This window comes from Riemerella anatipestifer, from assembly GCF_009932355.1.
Classification (GTDB): domain Bacteria; phylum Bacteroidota; class Bacteroidia; order Flavobacteriales; family Weeksellaceae; genus Riemerella; species Riemerella anatipestifer_E.
The window spans coordinates 68,451-87,046 of sequence record NZ_LEKU01000022.1 but is presented as its reverse complement, the minus strand read 5'-3'; the positions used below and the strand labels follow the sequence as shown (position 1 = coordinate 87,046).

Annotated in this window: 15 protein-coding genes; all 15 read right to left on the bottom strand. The window is 34.8% G+C overall.

All coding sequences use genetic code 11. The features are described 5' to 3' along the window. Nucleotides 1–57 precede the first annotated feature (57 nt). The 15 genes from ccsB to atpB all read right to left on the bottom strand — a co-directional run bounded on the left by ccsB (nt 58) and on the right by atpB (nt 18,159). Nucleotides 58–3,231, bottom strand: a complete 3,174-nt coding sequence (gene ccsB, locus GXW81_RS08460; protein WP_161531963.1) for a c-type cytochrome biogenesis protein CcsB — start codon at nt 3,229–3,231, stop codon at nt 58–60. 206 nt (nt 3,232–3,437) lie between these two features. Further along, nucleotides 3,438–4,028 carry a hypothetical protein gene (locus GXW81_RS08455; RefSeq protein ID WP_161531962.1) on the bottom strand — a complete coding sequence of 197 codons (591 nt, stop codon included), beginning with the start codon at nt 4,026–4,028 and terminating at the stop codon, nt 3,438–3,440. Between the two features lie 43 nt (nt 4,029–4,071). Further along, the gene (gene trmD, locus GXW81_RS08450; RefSeq protein ID WP_004919912.1) at nt 4,072–4,752 is read right to left on the bottom strand and encodes a tRNA (guanosine(37)-N1)-methyltransferase TrmD; all 681 of its coding nucleotides are present in this window, start codon (nt 4,750–4,752) and stop codon (nt 4,072–4,074) included. Then, nucleotides 4,749–6,095: an NAD(P)/FAD-dependent oxidoreductase gene (locus GXW81_RS08445; RefSeq protein ID WP_161531961.1), complete on the bottom strand. Its 1,347-nt coding sequence runs from the start codon at nt 6,093–6,095 to the stop codon at nt 4,749–4,751. Before GXW81_RS08445 ends, trmD begins: the two co-directional genes overlap by 4 nt. 43 nt (nt 6,096–6,138) lie before the next feature. Continuing rightward, entirely contained in the window at nt 6,139–7,371 is a 1,233-nt protein-coding gene (gene odhB, locus GXW81_RS08440; protein WP_161531960.1) for a 2-oxoglutarate dehydrogenase complex dihydrolipoyllysine-residue succinyltransferase, read from the bottom strand. A 54-nt stretch (nt 7,372–7,425) separates the two neighbouring features. After that, nucleotides 7,426–10,185, bottom strand: coding sequence for a 2-oxoglutarate dehydrogenase E1 component (locus tag GXW81_RS08435; protein WP_161531959.1), 2,760 nt, complete (start codon nt 10,183–10,185; stop codon nt 7,426–7,428). Between the two features lie 114 nt (nt 10,186–10,299). Next, on the bottom strand, nt 10,300–11,334 hold the full coding sequence (locus GXW81_RS08430; RefSeq protein WP_161531958.1) for an SRPBCC family protein: 1,035 nt from the start codon (nt 11,332–11,334) through the stop codon (nt 10,300–10,302). Between the two features lie 10 nt (nt 11,335–11,344). Beyond that, entirely contained in the window at nt 11,345–11,632 is a 288-nt protein-coding gene (locus GXW81_RS08425) for an ATP-dependent Clp protease adaptor ClpS (protein ID WP_161531987.1), read from the bottom strand. Between the two features lie 21 nt (nt 11,633–11,653). Then, the gene (locus GXW81_RS08420) at nt 11,654–13,006 is read right to left on the bottom strand and encodes a hemolysin family protein (RefSeq protein ID WP_161531957.1); all 1,353 of its coding nucleotides are present in this window, start codon (nt 13,004–13,006) and stop codon (nt 11,654–11,656) included. Nucleotides 13,007–13,169: 163 nt separating this feature from the next. After that, nucleotides 13,170–14,039: an ATP synthase F1 subunit gamma gene (gene atpG / locus GXW81_RS08415; RefSeq protein WP_154137000.1), complete on the bottom strand. Its 870-nt coding sequence runs from the start codon at nt 14,037–14,039 to the stop codon at nt 13,170–13,172. 68 nt (nt 14,040–14,107) lie between these two features. Continuing rightward, on the bottom strand, nt 14,108–15,685 hold the full coding sequence (atpA, locus tag GXW81_RS08410; RefSeq protein WP_161531956.1) for a F0F1 ATP synthase subunit alpha: 1,578 nt from the start codon (nt 15,683–15,685) through the stop codon (nt 14,108–14,110). A 17-nt stretch (nt 15,686–15,702) separates the two neighbouring features. After that, nucleotides 15,703–16,242 carry an ATP synthase F1 subunit delta gene (gene atpH, locus GXW81_RS08405; protein ID WP_161531955.1) on the bottom strand — a complete coding sequence of 180 codons (540 nt, stop codon included), beginning with the start codon at nt 16,240–16,242 and terminating at the stop codon, nt 15,703–15,705. A gap of 2 nt (nt 16,243–16,244) precedes the next feature. Continuing rightward, nucleotides 16,245–16,739, bottom strand: coding sequence for a F0F1 ATP synthase subunit B (locus GXW81_RS08400; protein ID WP_161531954.1), 495 nt, complete (start codon nt 16,737–16,739; stop codon nt 16,245–16,247). Nucleotides 16,740–16,835: 96 nt separating this feature from the next. After that, entirely contained in the window at nt 16,836–17,045 is a 210-nt protein-coding gene (gene atpE, locus GXW81_RS08395; protein WP_004919949.1) for an ATP synthase F0 subunit C, read from the bottom strand. A 55-nt stretch (nt 17,046–17,100) separates the two neighbouring features. Then, on the bottom strand, nt 17,101–18,159 hold the full coding sequence (gene atpB / locus GXW81_RS08390; RefSeq protein WP_161531953.1) for a F0F1 ATP synthase subunit A: 1,059 nt from the start codon (nt 18,157–18,159) through the stop codon (nt 17,101–17,103). Nucleotides 18,160–18,596: the final 437 nt, after the last annotated feature.

Sequence of the window (18,596 nt, the reverse complement as noted above, 5' to 3'; positions counted from 1 at the left end):
ACATAAATCTGACTGTCTATAATATATTTTTTAAATTGCGTAAAAATGACTTTACTCTTAGTTTTTGGAGTTCAATTTTTTATATTTAAACCACGCCGCTAAAGAAATGGTAATCATACTCGCTCCTGTAATATAAACCCACGCTGGTACAGGGATAGGGTCTCCTGCCGCATAAGAGTGTAACCCTGAAAGATAGTAATTAACCCCAAAGTACGTCATAATAACCGAACTAAAAGCAAACATAGTTACCATATGAAAAGCATAACGCCCTCTAAGCCCTGGCACCAAACGCATATGCAATACAAAAGCATATACCATAACCGATATAAACGCCCAAGTTTCTTTTGGGTCCCAAGACCAATATCTTCCCCAAGATTCATTTGCCCAAACACCACCTAAAAAAGTACCTATTGTAAGTGCAAAAAGCCCTATCGTAAGCGACATTTCCGAAACGGCAGTAAGCTCTTTTATCGTGGTATCATTATGTTTTTGGAAAGTAGCTTTACTAGAAATAATGTAAAACAACAGTACCATAATCCCTATAATAAAGGACAGTGCAAAGAAACCATAACTAGAGGTAATAATAGCCACATGGATTACTAACCAATAAGATTTAAGCACTGGCACTAAAGGTGTAATCTGCGGGTCTAGGCTTACCGCACCGTGAGCAAAGCCCATCAGCAGTACCGCCACTAAGAAACCTGCCGAAGGTATCAAAGCATTATTATTTCTGTAAAGTAATAACCCCGCACTAATACCTACCCAAGAAATAAACATAATCGCTTCATAACCGTTACTCCAAGGTGCATGTCCTGAGATGTACCATCTGATACCCAAGCCTACAAGGTGTACAAGGTAACCCAATATCCCTGTAGCTAAAATTACTTTAATGACTTTATGTAACCAACGATTGGGTTTAAATAATTCTATAAAACCAAGTACCAATAATAACGCAGCAACAACGCTATAAAAAATCATCAACTTAAAGTTGAGATTAAGTTTATTCATTAAAATTTCTAAATCTATCTTGGTTTGAGGCGGAATAACATTTTTACCCCATTTTGCTTGATAACTCTTTACTTTATCCAACTCCTTATCAGCAGTTGCCCACTTATCGCTTTGTGTAGCCATCAGTACCGAAGAAAGGTAAGGTCCTAATACCTCCTGTGCATTAGTATCTATTTGGAAATTAGAGTCCATTACAGAGTTCCATTTGTGGTTAGGGTCATTCTGTACAGGTATCACACGGAAATATTGCCATGACATTAGGGCATTCATCACTTGTACTTTATCATTAAGTTTGATAACTGCTTGGTCGTACTTAGATTGTTCAGCTGGTTTTTTATGAAAAGCTTCGTTATAATCATCTTCTAAAACAAAACGAAGATTACCAAACTTATCCGCAGGGAAAAGATTTACAAGGCTAGTATAACCTTCGTCATTCGCCTTGGTTTTTTTCTTTAATTCCTCTCCTACTTTTCCCTTAGTCTCTACCTTAATAATATGTACTTGAGCCCAAAACATCGGGTCTATAGTCGCTGACAAAAACCACTGGTTAGCATCTAATTGTTTAAAAGATTCTTTACCTGCGAGTTTTCTTAAAATATCTAGTGCCTGTGTATTTACTGGCTGTATTCTTCCATCATAACTCTGCACTAACAAAGAACCAAATTTCTCTGCATGAGCCTTATCTATATTAATGTGCTGTACCATATCATCGGCAGAAAGCACTTTTTGAGTAGAAGTTTTGGCTGTTGGCGTTTTTGGTTGTGCTTGTAGAAAACCAAAGCTCAACACCAGTAATAATATTCCTAACGCTTTTTTCTTGCTAATATCTTTCAACATTTTATTTAAAGACCAAAAACGAGTTCCTTTCCAAAATAGAGTAATAAACATTGCAATAAACATAAGTGTGTAACCTATATAGGTAATAAGCGTCCCCCAATAATCATGATTAACTGATAGTATTGTACCGTGTCTATCTGCATCAAAACTAGATTGGAAAAAACGGTACCCACGATAATTAAGTACATTATTCATGTAAATTTTGTATGGTGTCTGTTTACCATTATCTATAATCTGAACATGGCTCTCATAAGCAGACGGCGAAGAACTCCCTGGGTAAGTTTCCATCACAAAATCGTCTAACTTCAATGCAAATGGCGTAGTGTAAACTTTAGCACCAAACCCTAGCATCATATTCATACCATCTAACGAAATTTGTTTTACCAAGTTAGGATTACCTTCTTGTACTTGTAGGCTAACTTTCTGCTTAGTTTTAGGACCTTCTACCTCTAGTAAAAGCTCATCAGGTATATTTTTATCCTTCTTTTTATCCCCAGAATAAGACACTATTTCGCCTCTTTTCAGTCCTTCAGGCACTACAATTCTCATTTGGTTAATCGTGTATAAACTTCTAAGAGATAGTGGTGTATATTCATCTTTAGGAGATGCCCCCACTTCTTGACTCGCCATTACCATATAAGTAGCATCTACAGGTGTTTTAATGTAAAGCTTTCCATCTTGTTTTTTAAACTCCACCGCTCCGTCTATCGGTCTATTATAAGTTACTAATGTACCACCAATATTTTTAACCTCTCCTTCTGATAAATAATACTCTAACCTTCCTGCATCGTCTGTAGTTACAAAATGAAGATACTCCTTACCATTAGGTGTTACCTTTATACTGTCCTTCTTTCTAGGAGTGTAAGCTAACTGTTTTACCTTTATTTTTTTACCATTAAAGTCGTAAGCCGCTTTAAAGTAATGGTTGGTAACTTTAGACCAAAAAGGCACTTCAGGCGTCATCAAGAACGGAATATCCTTATAATTAAGTACTTCTCCTTTTTCTTCTATTTGGATTTTAAAGAAATTTTTGCTAGTTACTATTTCGTTAGAAGTTTCCCCCTCACGAATGTGCATCGTGCCTTCATAACTGATATATCTAGTAATAGCTCCACCGATAAATAGCAAAATAAATGATAAATGGAATGCTAACAAAGGCCACTTTTCTCGGTTCCATAAGCGATACCTACCGATATTGCCTATAAAATTGATGATAAGCAAAAACATAATTGCCTCGAACCATTTAGACTCATAGATAAAAGCCTTTGCCGTGGGCGTACCATAATCGTTTTCCATAAAAGTGGCATACGCCATAGATAAAGCATAAACCAACATCAACACCGCCATAGTACGGGTGGATACAAGAATATTTTGGATTTTTTTCATAATAATTTAATCATCAATAATGAAAAGTTTCATCATTAGCTCCGCAAAAATAAGGAGGATATTTTAAATAAAAGAATATACCTAGATAGTTTTTGTAAATTATGATATTCAGAGAAATACAATATTCAATTCCCTAAATCTAAATGTTTTTTCTAAAAATTATCTAAACTCAACTGAAATATAACATTTTGCAAAATAACATCGCCCTAATAAAGTCTAAGTACCGCCATAAGCTTCTCATAATCATCCCCCTGACCAAATCTGCTAGTAATTGCCTTTGTCCCAATAATATCAGATTGCTTGCAGTCAAAACAAATCTTAACAAATCCTATTATTTTTTTATTTTTCTTAAAAATTAAAATATCTCTATAAATAGGTGCACAAGCAAGGGCAACTCCATCTCTTTCTGACTTTTCAACAAATATTTGGTTTATTTTTGAAAAATCCTGAGATTTAATTTCCATCTTCTTAAATCCAATTTGACTCAACTGGTTTGTAAAATTAACTTCTTCTATATTTTTTGGTGTACCCTCTAAAATTAACTTGACTTTAAGCTCATTAAGTTTTGAGTTATCTCGATTTTCTAATAATTCCAATGCATCACTTTCTGAAATATTGGTTTTATAGTATTCAATTTGATCGTAATCAAAAAATAAATTTCCAATTTTTATATCATCTTTTGATTTACGATTATTTTCTTTCATATCATCTTCTAAAACCTCTGGTTTTAACTTAGAATTTTCACATGAAAAAAACACAAAAATTAGGATAACAAAAACTTGATTTAAAATTTTCATTTTTTTACATAAAATTTAATCCAAACATTAAACATACCTTTTTCTAATCTTCTCCTAACAAATCGGGTCTTTTAGTTCTAGTGATTTGTAGTGCTTGTTCGTAACGCCAATCGTCTATTTTAGGAAAATTACCACTCAATAAGACTTCGGGAACTTTCAGCCCTTTGTAATTTTCAGGACGAGTGTAAATAGGTGGAGCTAACAAATCGTCTTGAAAACTATCTGTAAGAGCCGATTGCTCATCGTTAAGAACACCTGGCAATAGCCTTATAACAGCATCTGCCAAGACACAAGCTGCAAGTTCGCCTCCCGTTAAAACAAAATCTCCAATAGAAATTTCTTTAGTAATGTGTAAATCTCTCACTCTTTGGTCTATACCTTTATAATGCCCACACAAAAGAATAAGATTTTCTTTGATAGAAAGTGTATTGGCTATTTTTTGATTAAGAGTTTCTCCATCAGGTGTAAGGTAAATTACCTCGTCGTACTCTCGTTCAGATTTTAGTTTAGAAATGCACAGGTCTATCGGTTCTACCATCATTACCATACCTGCACCGCCGCCGTAAGGCTCGTCATCTACTTGACGATGTTTACCTACGCCCCACTCTCTTAAATGATGGAAATGGACTTCTGCAATACCTTTCTCCATAGCTCTTTTAAGAATAGAAGTCTTAAAAGGACTTTCCATTAGCTCTGGTACTACACTTATAATATCTATTCTCATTGTTCTGTTCTGTTTTTTTTGTTAGGAAGTATAATCAATCTTAAAGAAGAATCTCCATTAAGGTAACTCCACATCCAGTTGAAAAATATAGCGATTTTATTTCTCATCGAAAGAATCAGCATTAAATGTAAAAACATCCAAAAAAACCATGCAAAAAAGCCTTGAAACTTCATATACGGTAAATCTACCACTGCTCTATGTTTCCCTATCGTTGCCATAGAGCCTTTATCAAAATATTCGTACTCTTTCCAATCGTTTTCGGAGCGTTTGTTTAGATTATCACCTAAGTTTCTTCCTTGATTTATAGCTACATTAGCCACCTGAGGGTGCCCTTGAGGATATTTAGGCGTTTCCATATAGGCAATATCTCCTATCGCAAATATATTGTTATAACCTTTTACTCTATTGTAGCGGTCTACTCTATATCTATTGTTGATGATTTGCTCTTCTGATAATCCTTCAATGATATTTCCTGTTACACCAGCCGCCCATATCACATTATTAGACGGAATTTCTTTACCACTTTTTAGATAAACTTTATTTCCATCGTAGTTTACCACCCTATCATCGCTGATAAATTTAACCCCCAACTTATTAAGATACTCTTCCGATTTATTCTGGGCTTCTTCGCTCATTAGCGCCAGCGGCTTTTTGGTAGAACTCACTAAGATTATTTCTAAGTCATTAAAATTCATCTTAGGATAATCTCTAGGTAAAATATTTGCCTTCATTTCCGCAAATGCTCCTGCTAATTCTACACCCGTAGGACCACTCCCTACAATTACGATATTCCAATTGCCATCATCAGACCTCTTTCTTTCTATAATAAGTTTCTCAAAAGTGAGTAAAATATGATTTCTAATACTGATAGCTTCCTGAGTATTTTTCATACCATAACTCAGTTGCTCCATTTGTTCGTTACCAAAAAAATTGGTTCTGCATCCTGTGGCTATAATCAGTTTATCATAAGAAAACTCGGAATCTTCTGTAATGATTTTATTTTCTTCAGGAAGTATTTTAGTAACCTCCGTCATTCTATATTGTATATTTTTAGACTTTTGGAATATCTTTCTAAACGGAAACGAGATGTTAGAAGGCTCTATCCTCCCACACGCCACCTGATAAAATAACGGCTGAAACATGTGATGATTTACCTTATCTATCACCATTACTTTTTTCCTTTTACCATTGAGTTTTCTTGCGAGTTGCAACCCAGCAAAACCGCCTCCTATGATGATTATTTTCTCTCTTGTCTCCACAAAGTCTAAATTTAAAGATACAAATTTAAAGATTTTAATTACAACTATTCCCCCTACAAGTAATAATAAAAAACTCCTACCCAAAAAGAATTGAGTGGGAGTTTTTAAATTATTTTAATGTGATTGATTAAAGCTCTAATCCTCTTCTCTCATCACCTCCTAGCAAGTGCTCCACAGGGTTATCAATAGCTTCTTTTACCGCTACTAAGAAACCTACAGACTCTCTTCCATCTATAATTCTGTGGTCATAAGATAACGCTAGATACATCATTGGACGAATAACCACTTGCCCATCTACTGCCACTGGTCTTTGGATAATGTTGTGCATTCCTAAAATTGCAGATTGAGGCGGATTGATAATCGGTGTTGAAAGCATAGACCCAAATACCCCACCATTAGTAATAGTGAAAGTTCCTCCTGTCATTTCATCTACTGTAATTTTTCCGTTTCTTGCCTTCTCTGCTAGTTCCTTAATGCTAGCCTCTACACCACGGAAAGACATTGTTTCTGCATTTCTAAGTACAGGTACCATAAGCCCTTTAGGACCAGATACCGCCACAGAAACATCACAGAAATCGTAAGTAATCATTTGATTACCGTCTATCATAGAGTTTACCTCTGGATACATTTGTAGAGCTCTAGTAACTGCCTTTGTAAAGAAAGACATAAAGCCTAAACCTACACCGTGTTTTGCAGCAAACTCATCTTTATATTGTTTTCTAATTCTGAAAATTTCACTCATATCTACCTCATTGAAAGTAGTAAGCATAGCCGTTTCATTTTTAACAGAAACTAAACGCTGAGCTAATTTTCTCCTCAATGAAGATAGTTTAGTTGTTTTAGAAGATCTAGAACCATTGGTAGCAAATACAGAACCCATAGCCGGTACAGAAGCCTGTTCTGCATCTTCTTTAGTAATTCTACCATCTCTACCTGTTCCTTTTACTTGAGATGCATCTACCCCTTTTTCATCTAGAATTTTTTTAGCTGCAGGAGACGGTGTTCCCGTAGCATAAGTTGCAGAAGAAACTTCTTGTTTTGGAGCTTCCGCCTTAACTTCTTCTTTCTTTTCTTCTACTTTAGTAGTCTCTTGCTTAGCTGCACCACCTTCTGGTTTAGCCGCACTCATATCAATTAGACAAACCACTTGTCCTACTTCTACTACATCACCTTCCTCTGCTTTTAACGTAATGATACCACTTTCTTCAGCAGGAAGTTCTAGCGTTGCCTTATCAGAATCTACTTCTGCGATAGGCTGATCTTTTTCTACATAATCACCATCTTGAACTAACCAAGTAGCAATTTCTACTTCTGTAATAGACTCTCCCGGAGAGGGAACTTTCATTTCTAATATTGACATATTGGGGTATTTTTTTATTATTCGTTGATTTTTATTTTTAATATTACTCTATTTCTAGATACCAAATGTTTGGTTAATTACATTAGTTTGGTTAATCTCATACTTCTTATGGCTACCTGGTGCTGGCGTTCCACTAGGTACTGGTGCAATTATTTGTACATCGTACTTGCGGAAATTCCTCAAAATATAAGACCATGCACCCATGTTCTCTGGTTCTTCTTGAACCCAAACAAAATCTTTTCTGTTAGAATATTTAGACAATACAGCCTCTATCTTCTCTGAATTCAAAGGATACAACTGCTCCAATCTTACTAAAGCGACTTTCTCATCTCCTAACTCTTCTTTTTTAGCCAATAAATCGTAGTAAACCTTACCAGAGCACATTACCAGTCTCTCCACCTTAGAAACATCTGCTGTAGCATCATCAATTACTGGTTGGAAACTTCCGTTTGCTAATTCTTCCATAGAAGAAATAACCTTAGGGTGTCTTAGTAACGACTTAGGCGTCATTACCACTAATGGTTTTCTAAACGGAAACTTCATTTGTCTTCTCAATAAATGGAAGTAATTGGCAGGGACTGTACAGTTGGCTACAAAAATATTATTATTAGCACAAAGCGTTAAAAATCTCTCTAACCTAGCCGAAGAGTGTTCTGCACCTTGTCCTTCAGAACCGTGAGGTAATAGCATTACCAAACCATTTTGGAGTTTCCATTTTTCTTCTGCAGCTACCAAGTATTGGTCTACAATAATTTGAGCTCCATTCACGAAATCTCCAAACTGAGCTTCCCAAATAGTTAAGGTTTCAGGTGATGCCATAGCATAACCATAATCAAACCCTAAAACAGCGTACTCCGATAACAACGAGTTATAGATATGAAACTGCTGATTTTCGTTGATATGTTGTAATGGTACATATTCCTCCTCTGCATCTTCTGTTTTTACCACAGCATGACGGTGAGAGAAAGTACCTCTCTCTACATCTTCTCCAGAGATTCTTACATTGTACCCCTCTGCAAGAAGCGTAGCATAAGCTAAAAGTTCTGCCATTGCCCAATCTAGCTTATCATCTTCTATCATTTTTAGCCTTTGTTCAAAAAGTCTAGTAATTTTTCTTATGAAAGCTTTATCTTTAGGCAAAGATGACATCTTAACTGCCAACTCTTTTAGCTGTTCAGCATTGTATTGAGTTTCTACAGCTTTTAGAACTTTTTGTTTATTTGCAGGGTCTAGATACTTAGTCCAAACCTGCTCCATAAATACATCTAAAGTATTTTTTTGGATTTCTTTAGAAGCATCAAAATCTTTATCAAGAAGAGCTTTAAACTCCTCTTCCATTCTATTTAATACTCCTTCAGAAAGCACTCCTTCTTTCTCTAGTTTTACTTTATAGATTTCTCTAGGATTAGGGTGTTTCGCTATGGTATTATAAAGCTTAGGCTGCGTGAAACGAGGCTCATCACCTTCGTTATGTCCATACTTTCTATACCCTAACAAATCTATATAAACATCTTTGCCAAACGCCGCTCTATAATCTGCCGCAAATCTAATTGCGTGTACCACAGCCTCTACATCATCTGCATTTACATGCATCACAGGCGAGTCTGTTACCTTAGCTATATCCGTACAATAAGTAGAAGACCTCGCATCTAGATAGTTGGTTGTAAATCCTACCTGATTATTAACTACAATATGAACCGTTCCTCCTGTCTTGTAGCCGTCTAAAGTCATCATTTGTGCAATTTCGTAGACAATTCCTTGTCCTGCAATAGCTGCATCTCCATGGATAACAATAGGCAATACTTTCTTGAAATTATTACTATAAGTATGGTCTATTTTAGCTCTAGAAATACCTTGCACTAAAGAAGCTACAGTTTCTAAGTGAGACGGGTTAGGCGTTAAATTGATAATTACCTCTTCCCCTGCAGCCGTTTTTATTTTCGTAGTAGAACCTAAGTGATACTTAACATCTCCAGAAAATACATCTTCCTCAAACTCTTTACCTTCAAATTCAGAGAAGATTTGCTTGTATGATTTTCCAAAAATGTTGGTTAATACATTAAGCCTTCCTCTATGTGCCATACCTAAAACTACTTCATCTACACCGTGTTTTGACGAACGACTAATAAGTTGATCTAAAGCAGGAATTAAAGACTCTCCACCTTCCAGTGAAAACCTCTTCTGCCCTACGAATTTAGTATGAAGATAGTTTTCAAATGCTACCGCTTGATTGAGCTTAGATAAAATCTGTATTTTTTCGTCTGCCGAAAGTTCTGGGTGATTTTCATTCTTAGAAATCCACTGGCGAATAAATTCTTTCTCCTCTACCTCACGAATATGCATATATTCTATACCAATAGAATCGCAGTAGATTTGGTCTAAATGACGAATAATGTCTGTCAAAGTAGCTGCTCCCAGCATTCCTGTTTCTGTAGCAGAGTTAAATTTAGTATCTAAATCTGACTTTGATAACCCAAAGTTCTCTATAGATAAATCAGGAAGATAAGTTCTTCTCTCTCTAACTGGGTTAGTTCTAGTAAACAAATGCCCTCTAGTTCTATAAGCCTCTATTAAGTTAAGAACTTTAAACTCCTTTATAATATCATCTGGAACACCTACTTGCTGAGATAAAGAAGACGCACCTACTCTTTCTGTAAAAGAATCGTCTTCACCAAAATTTTCTAGAGCAAAATCAAACCCTTGAAAAAAAGCTTTCCAAGATGGCTCTAAACTATCTGGGTATTTTAAGTACTGCTGGTACATGCTATCTATAAAATCAGCATGTGTTGCATTTAAGAATGAAAATTTATCCATTATGACAGATTTATCTGTTTTTTAATTTAACTTTTTATATGATGCACAAATTTATTAAAAAAAAACGATTCGGAAAACTCCAATAATCAAAGTTTATTTTTTCCTTCATGTTTCTTAAGACGATACTGGTAATGCTATTTTTAGCAATACTGGTTTATTCTCTACAGGTGTTTCTATAAAGACCTCTTGCAATTTACCAGTCCTTAAACTGTCTTCCTCTGCTTTTTTTAATAACTTATTGATAACCGAAACTCTATTAGCATAATCTCCCTTATAATACATCACATACAATCTAGAAGCCTCCTGCATATGATAAGTAAAGTTGTTATCTGTAATCTCCGATTTTTTAGACAACGATATTCCATAAAAATAGCTTACCTCTTTATCCTTGTAACTTTTGGCTTGAGTGATGAGCATAGGAAAACCAAACTCATCTTCTTTTTTACCCAAGTCATTAATCACAAAATTAACCACCTTATGATGATTTTTAACTAAATCTTTAAAATAAATAGTTTTGTTTTTATTCTGAGTATTGGCATTTATTCCTACTAAAATGGCTGCTTCTTGATTTTCTACCATAAGGCTATCATATTTGATATTGGTTAAAACTTCCATTTTATCCACCTTATTACTCAATACCGCTTTTAAATTCCGAAGACTCTCATCTACCATTCCCTCAAAATTTTCTACTGAAAACAGATTAACATAACGATCTAGAAGTGCTTTCTTTGGTGTGGTTACCATCCATATCAATCTCGTTTTTTCTCCCTTTGGCAAAAATTTAATATCTACTTTGAGAGGTGCATTAGTATCCGCATCAAAAAACTCGTATCTCAGAGTTTTTTCAAAGTTTTCATATCTAATAAATACCATTCCCACCCCTTCTTTAGCATCTACAAAGTTCATAGAACTTCCCTGCCCTTCATAAGGTAGAAAATATTCGAATTTCAATTTAGGATTTTGGGTAAAGTACTGATACCACCTGGTAAGATTCTGAAAGTTACTAAATTGTGGATAAACTTTATCTATGGGATAATCAATCTCTCTTTCTACTTTAAAGGATTTGCTCTCATCAACAAACAACATGGAGACCGCGTAAACACCTGCCAACAGCACCCCTAAAACTAAAACAAACTTCAACCAACGCATGAGATTATTTTTAGATTATTTCACTAGATAGCCCTCTTAAAAGTAGTTTTTTGTGCATAGGTTCAATCAGTTCTAAATCACCTGTTTTCACAGTACATTTGCCTTTATAATGTACCAAGAATGTACATTGTTCTGCCTGTTCTAATGTATGAGCGCATACTTCTATAAGAGATTCTATAACGAAATCAAAGGTGTTAAAATCATCATTATGCAATACAAGTTTATGCATCGCTTCCGTGGAAGACAAGACGCTAACCTCTTCTTCGTTCTCTTTATTAGGGATATTTTGAAAAACCATTTTCATAGTTTGAAATAGCTATTAGTTAGCATTAGTACCTTCCCCCGATTCTCCCAAAAAGCTATCATCATAGGTAAGCTCTACCATTTCTACACTTTTATTATTCATTTTCAGTATTTTAAAACGGTAATTTTCAAAATCAAACTCTTGATTTTCCTCTGGAATTTCTTCCAAACGATGAAGTATAAAACCTGCTAAAGTGTTAAATTCACCCTCTTCAGGCAATGGCTTTGGTAGAAAATCGTTAATTTCTTCGAGTGGTTGTGTGGCTTTAACCCAATACGTATTTTCTCCTATTTTATCTACTATCTTTTCTTCTTCATCTTCCTCATCTTGTATCTCTCCCACCAATTCTTCCAATATATCCTCTAGTGTGATAATACCTTCTGTACCTCCAAACTCATCTATCACAATAGCAATATGCTGTTTTTTAAGCTGAAAACTCTTCAATAAGTCAGAAATCTTTTTACTTCCAACTACAAAATAAGCCTCTCTTAAAAAACCTCTCAAATCTTCATGAGTAAGCTCTCCTTTGGTTTTAATATAGTTTCTAATAATTTCTTTGGTATAAAATATACCTATCACATTATCTATAGAACCTTCATAGACAGGAATACGAGAGTAACCACTTTCCATTATAATTTCTATAATTTCATCTATCGAAGTTTCTATATCAATAGATAAAATATTCTGGCGTGGCACCATAATCTGCTTTGCAGAATGGTCCGTAAAATCAAAAGCGTTCTTTATAATTTCGTAATTTTCCTCTTCTATCTCACCACCATCAGCACTTTGCTTTACTAGAAGCTGTAATTCTTCAGTAGAATGTATTTCATGCTCTGAGGCAGGATTTATCTTTATCAATCTTAAAAAAGCATTAGAAATAGAGTTCATCAACCATATAAATGGTCTAAAAATATTATAGAACAATTTGAGCGGTGCCGCAATGAACAAAGTAGTTTCTTCTGCCTTTCGTATCGCTATAGATTTAGGAACCAACTCTCCAAATACTATATGCATCACGGTAATAATAAGGAAACTAAGCACCAAAGACACCGTGGTAACCGTAGTAGTATCTACACTGATACTAAAGTACTTAAACAAGCCTTCTATAATGTGATGAAGTGCACTTTCTCCCACCCAACCTAACGCTAAAGAGGCTAAAGTAATACCCAGCTGTGTAGCAGAAAGATAGGCATCTAAGTTTTTGATAATGTCTTCTGCCTGCTTTGCCATAGCATTACCTTCGGCAGCTTTAATTTGAATTTGAGAATAGCGTACTTTAACTATTGAGAACTCTGCGGCTACGAAAAAGCCATTTAGTAGAACTAAAAAAATTGCGATAAAAATTTTGACTATACTGTCGGGATCCATTTAATTTTATAAATTATAGTGATATGCAAAGATAAATATTTTTTTAACAACAATATATAATCTCTATAATTTTCAGCAATATTGTATTTGTAACATCATATAATATAAAAAAGGTACTAGAAAAATTTCTAATACCTTTTTATTATTTATTTTAAACTGATTATTATCCGTTCTTAAGAGCCTCAGCACCAGAAACAATCTCTAAAATCTCATTAGTAATAGCTGCCTGACGTGCTTTATTATAGTAAATTACTAGTTCATTCTTAAGAGCTTGGGCGTTATCTGTTGCCTTATGCATTGCTGTCATTCTAGCCCCGTGTTCTGAAGCGATAGAATCTAAAACAGCTTTATAAACTTGAGTTTTTATAGACTTAGGGATAAGTACATCTAAAATCTCATTTCTATTTGGTTCGAAAAGATAATCAGTCTCTATAGCTTTATCACCTTCTTCAGAATCCTTAATTGCTATAGGCAAAAGTTTTTCCGTTTGTACTGTTTGGGTAGCAGCATTTAAGAATTTGTTATAAATAAGATACACTTCATCAAATCTCTCCTCACGGAAATCTTTCATCACTCCATAAACAATATTAGCAACTACTTCGAAGCTGAGATTATCAAAGATATGGCTTTCATTACTATATGGAGTTTTAATCTTCTTTACTGCATCATAAACCTTCTTACCTATAGTAATCACCTCTACCTTCTTATCAGAATTTTGTGATAACTGAGCATTAAGCTCTTTAATAATAGAAGAGTTGAATGCTCCTGCTAAACCTCTGTTAGAAGATATTGCAATATACAATACTCTCTTTACTTCTCTTTGTTTAGCGTAGATAGAAACCTTATCTGCATCTGAACTTGTATTTACATTCTCAATAATTTCCTGTAACTTTTCAGAATAAGGTCTCAACATCACGATGGCATCTTGTGCTTTCTTTAGCTTCGCAGCGGAAACCATTTTCATCGCACTTGTAATCTGCATCGTAGAAGAGATGGAAGTTATTCGCCCTCGTATTTCTTTTAAATTTGCCATATTTTATGGATTCAAAATTTAAAACTCCGAGTTTAAATATTCTCTAAACTCGGAATTATGAGTTATTTTTAGTTATACTTAGATGCTAAATCATTAGCAGCTTGTCTTAGCACACCTGTAATTTCATCATCAATTTTACCAGCCTTAATTTTAGCCATAGTATCTGGGTACTTAGATCTCAAGAATTCTACATATTCTTTTTGGAACTCTTTAACCTTATTTACAGGTACATTTCTCAATAAGTTTTCTGTACCCGCGTAAATCATCGCCACTTGGCTATCTACAGGTAGTGGAGAGTTTACTGGTTGCTTAAGAATTTCCACATTTTTCTCACCTTTTGTGATTACCGCTAAAGTAGCAGCATCAAGGTCAGAACCGAATTTAGCAAACGCTTCTAATTCTTTATATTGTGCTTGGTCTAACTTAAGTGTACCTGATACTTTTTTCATTGACTTAATCTGAGCGTTACCTCCTACCCTTGATACAGAGATACCTACGTTGATTGCAGGACGCACCCCAGAGTTAAATAAATCTGACTCTAAGAATATCTGTCCATCTGTAATAGAGATTACGTTAGTAGGAATATAAGCAGATACGTCTCCCGCTTGAGTTTCAATAATTGGTAATGCAGTAAGAGAACCTCCTCCTTTAACGATTGGTTTTAAAGAATCAGGAAGGTCGTTCATTTGCTTAGCAATACTATCATCAGCAATTACCTTAGCAGCTCTTTCTAAAAGTCTAGAGTGTAAATAGAATACGTCCCCTGGATAAGCCTCACGACCTGGTGGTCTTCTTAATAAAAGTGAAAGCTCACGATAAGCTACTGCTTGCTTAGATAAATCATCATAAACGATAAGAGCAGGACGACCTGTATCACGGAAATACTCTCCAATAGCAGCACCTGCCATAGGAGCATATACCTGCATAGGTGAAGGATCTGAAGCATTAGCTGCTACTACTACTGTATAAGCCATAGCTCCTTTATCCTCTAATGTTTTAACAATTTGTGCTACAGTAGAACCTTTCTGACCTACTGCAACATAAATACAGAATACAGGCTCACCAGCATCATAAAACTCTTTTTGGTTAAGAATCGTGTCTATCGCTACAGTAGTTTTACCTGTTTGACGGTCACCAATGATAAGCTCTCTCTGACCTCTTCCGATAGGAATCATAGAGTCTACCGCTACGATACCTGTTTGCAAAGGCTCATTAACTGGCTGTCTGTAGATAACCCCTGGAGCTTTTCTTTCCAAAGGCATCTCATAAAGCTCTCCTCCGATAGGACCTTTACCATCTATAGGGTTACCTAGAGTATCTACAACTCTTCCTAACATACCCTCTCCTACTTTGATAGAAGAAATTCTGTTAGTTCTTTTAACAGTATCCCCTTCTTTTACTTGTTTAGACTCTCCTAGTAGAGCAACCCCTACATTATCTTCTTCTAAGTTTAATACAATTCCTTCAATACCACTTTCAAATTTAACAAGCTCACCGTATTGTACATTTTCTAGTCCATATACACGAGCAATACCGTCTCCTATTTGAAGCACTGTACCTACCTCCTCAACATTAGATTGAGTATCAAAATTTGCTAATTGCTGTTTTAAAATTGCAGATACTTCTGCTGGATTTATTTCTGCCATTGTATGGTTATTTTTTCTTAATTCAACTGAAATTCTTTTTTCATCTGAGCCAACTTAGTTCTTACTGAGGTATCTAGCTGTTGGTCTCCTACCCTCAAAACATACCCACCTAATAAATCTGGATTTACATTGATTTTTAAATCATAAGATGCTCCAGAATTCACAAGACTAGATGATTTTAATATTTTATCAATATTTTCTTGAGAAAGAGAAGCCGCAGTTGTCAAAGTAATTCTTTGTACTCCGTTGATATCTTCTACTTTATCTATAAAGTCTTGTGCTATAAACTTAAGCTGAGCTTCTCTACCTTGACGGATAACTAATGAAATTAAATTTTGACTAGTTGCACTAAGTCCTTTAAAAATTTCTTTAGCTACCGCTATTTTTTTCTTATAGTCAATGAAAGGCGTTTGTAAAAAACGGTTAAGTTCTTTACTCTCACTCATAATCTTAACTACGGCTTTCATATCAGAAAACACAGTAGAGGTTTGCTGAGACTCTTGGGCAAAATCCAAAAGACCCTTAGCATATCTTTTGGCTACTTTAGATGTTCTCATTTTTAGTTAAGATTAGATTTATTCAACATGTTCTCTACTAAAGCATTTTGAGCTTCAGTATTATCTAATTTTTGTTTAAGAATAGTTTCAGCTATACTTAGAGATAAAGCACCCACTTGGTTTTTAATATCAGCCATAGCCGCAGATTTCTCTGCTGCTATTGATTGCTTCGCAGCCGCAATCATTTTATCACCTTCTACTTTAGCTACCTCTTTAGCTTCATTTACAATTCTATCCTTAATCTCTCTAGCTTCTTTTAGTATAGCATCTCTTTCTACCTTAGCGTCACGAATAATTCTCTCATTATCCGCTTTTAAATCTTCCATCTCCTTTTTAGCTAATTTTGCTTGGTTCAAAGCATCTACAATAGAAGTCTCTCTATCATTAACCGTTTTAAGGATAGGTTTCCATGCAAACTTAGATAGTAAAAGTACTAAAATAAGGAAAACCACTAAAGACCATATAAGGTTACCTTCTGAAGGAATTAATAAATCCATATTATTTAAGATATTAATTTATATTGTTATTTAATTTTTCTTAAAATCAAAAGAAAAGCGACAGACCAACCGTCTGTACGCTTTTCAGTTTTTAGATTATCCGTTTCCTAGTAATGCTACTACGATACCGAATAGACCAGCACCCTCGATAAGAGCCGCTGCGATAATCATTGCAGTTTGGATTTTTCCTGATTGTTCTGGCTGTCTAGCAATAGCGTCCATTGCGTGACCACCAATTTTACCAATTCCTAATCCTACACCTAGAACTGCTAAACCAGCTCCGATTGCTGCGATACTACCTGTCATAACTTTAAATTTAAAAGGTTGATATTAATTATTTTTTATTTTCTTTAACTTAATTTTAATGATGTCCTTCTTCTACCGCCATTCCTATAAATAGAGCTGTAAGCAGTGTAAAGATATATGCCTGCAAAGCTGCTACCAATAACTCTAATGTGTTTATAAAAAGAGTTAGCATGATAGAAACTGGTGCAATAGCATAAGTTTCCATAATGAATATAAGGGAAATTAAACTCAAGATTACGATGTGCCCTGCCGTCATATTCGCAAAAAGACGAATCATCAACGCAAAAGGCTTAGTAAACATACCCAAAATCTCCACTGGCACCAAGATAACATAAACTAAAGCTTTACCTGCCCATGGCATATTGTTCCCTAGTGGGTCAAATATGTGCGACCAATAAGTCTTTTTACCACTAAATGTTACTATAATAAATGTAAGAACTGCCAACACCATTGTAAAGGCAATATTACCTGAAACATTGGCTGCACCTGGGATAAGCCCAAGTAAGTTAACAATCCATATAAATAAGAATAGCGTTACTAAATATGGTGTGTACTTTAGATACTTTTTAGTCCCAATATTTTCTAAAGCAATATCATCTCTCACGAAAAGCACTAAAGGCTCCAAAAATTTAGCTATCCCTCTAGGAACTCCATTAGAAGTATAGCTAGACTTAGTAGCAAAAGCTAAAATAATTAGTAAAACTGCAGCTAATAAAGTTTGTGCTACATTTTTAGTTATAGAAAAATCCAATGGTCTTTCATTGGAAGGATGCCCATCATGCATCTCTAAAGTACCATTGGCATCAGTTTTGTATATTTTGTTATGGTATAACTTATAGTAGTTACCATCTACTTGAGCTACCTCATCCTCATGATGACCAAAATGAGATGAAGAAAAAATCTTCAATCCATTATCCCAAAGTATTACAGGTAAAGAAAACCCGATACTTTTATCTCCCTCTCCCCAAAGATGCCAACTGTGGGAGTCTGAGATGTGATGCATAATGTCTGGAACTGGATTATACTTCTCTCCAGGTTGTTTAGTCTCGGTAGAGGCGTTAGCCCAACCCATGATAAAAATGGTCAACAATAAAATAACTCTCTTGAAGTGCATTTTCTTCAGTTTATAATTTCTGCAAAAGTAGGAAATTGATTTTATATTTTCAAATTAAAAAAAATTAAAATTTCATGATTTTTGTTGGCTTTTAAGATTTTTAGAAATTAGACTGATTATCAAAACTGTTTCTATTAAAAGATAGAAAAAATAAAGCCCCACAGATACCATAAGTTGTTTTTTCAGGTCAGGAAAAACATAAAAAAGATATAAAAAAGCACCCATTTTCAGTATCATAAATGCCATGTAGACAAATCCCATAATATCCTTTTTAAACAGACCAACCCCTCCTACCGTTATAAGACCTAAAAAATGTAGAAAAGCAATCAAAAAATGTAACGACAACGGATATTGAAACAATAGAGATTGTCCAAGAATACCAAAAACAACTACTATACAATATACTAGAATAGATAGTAAAATTTGACGCGAATATT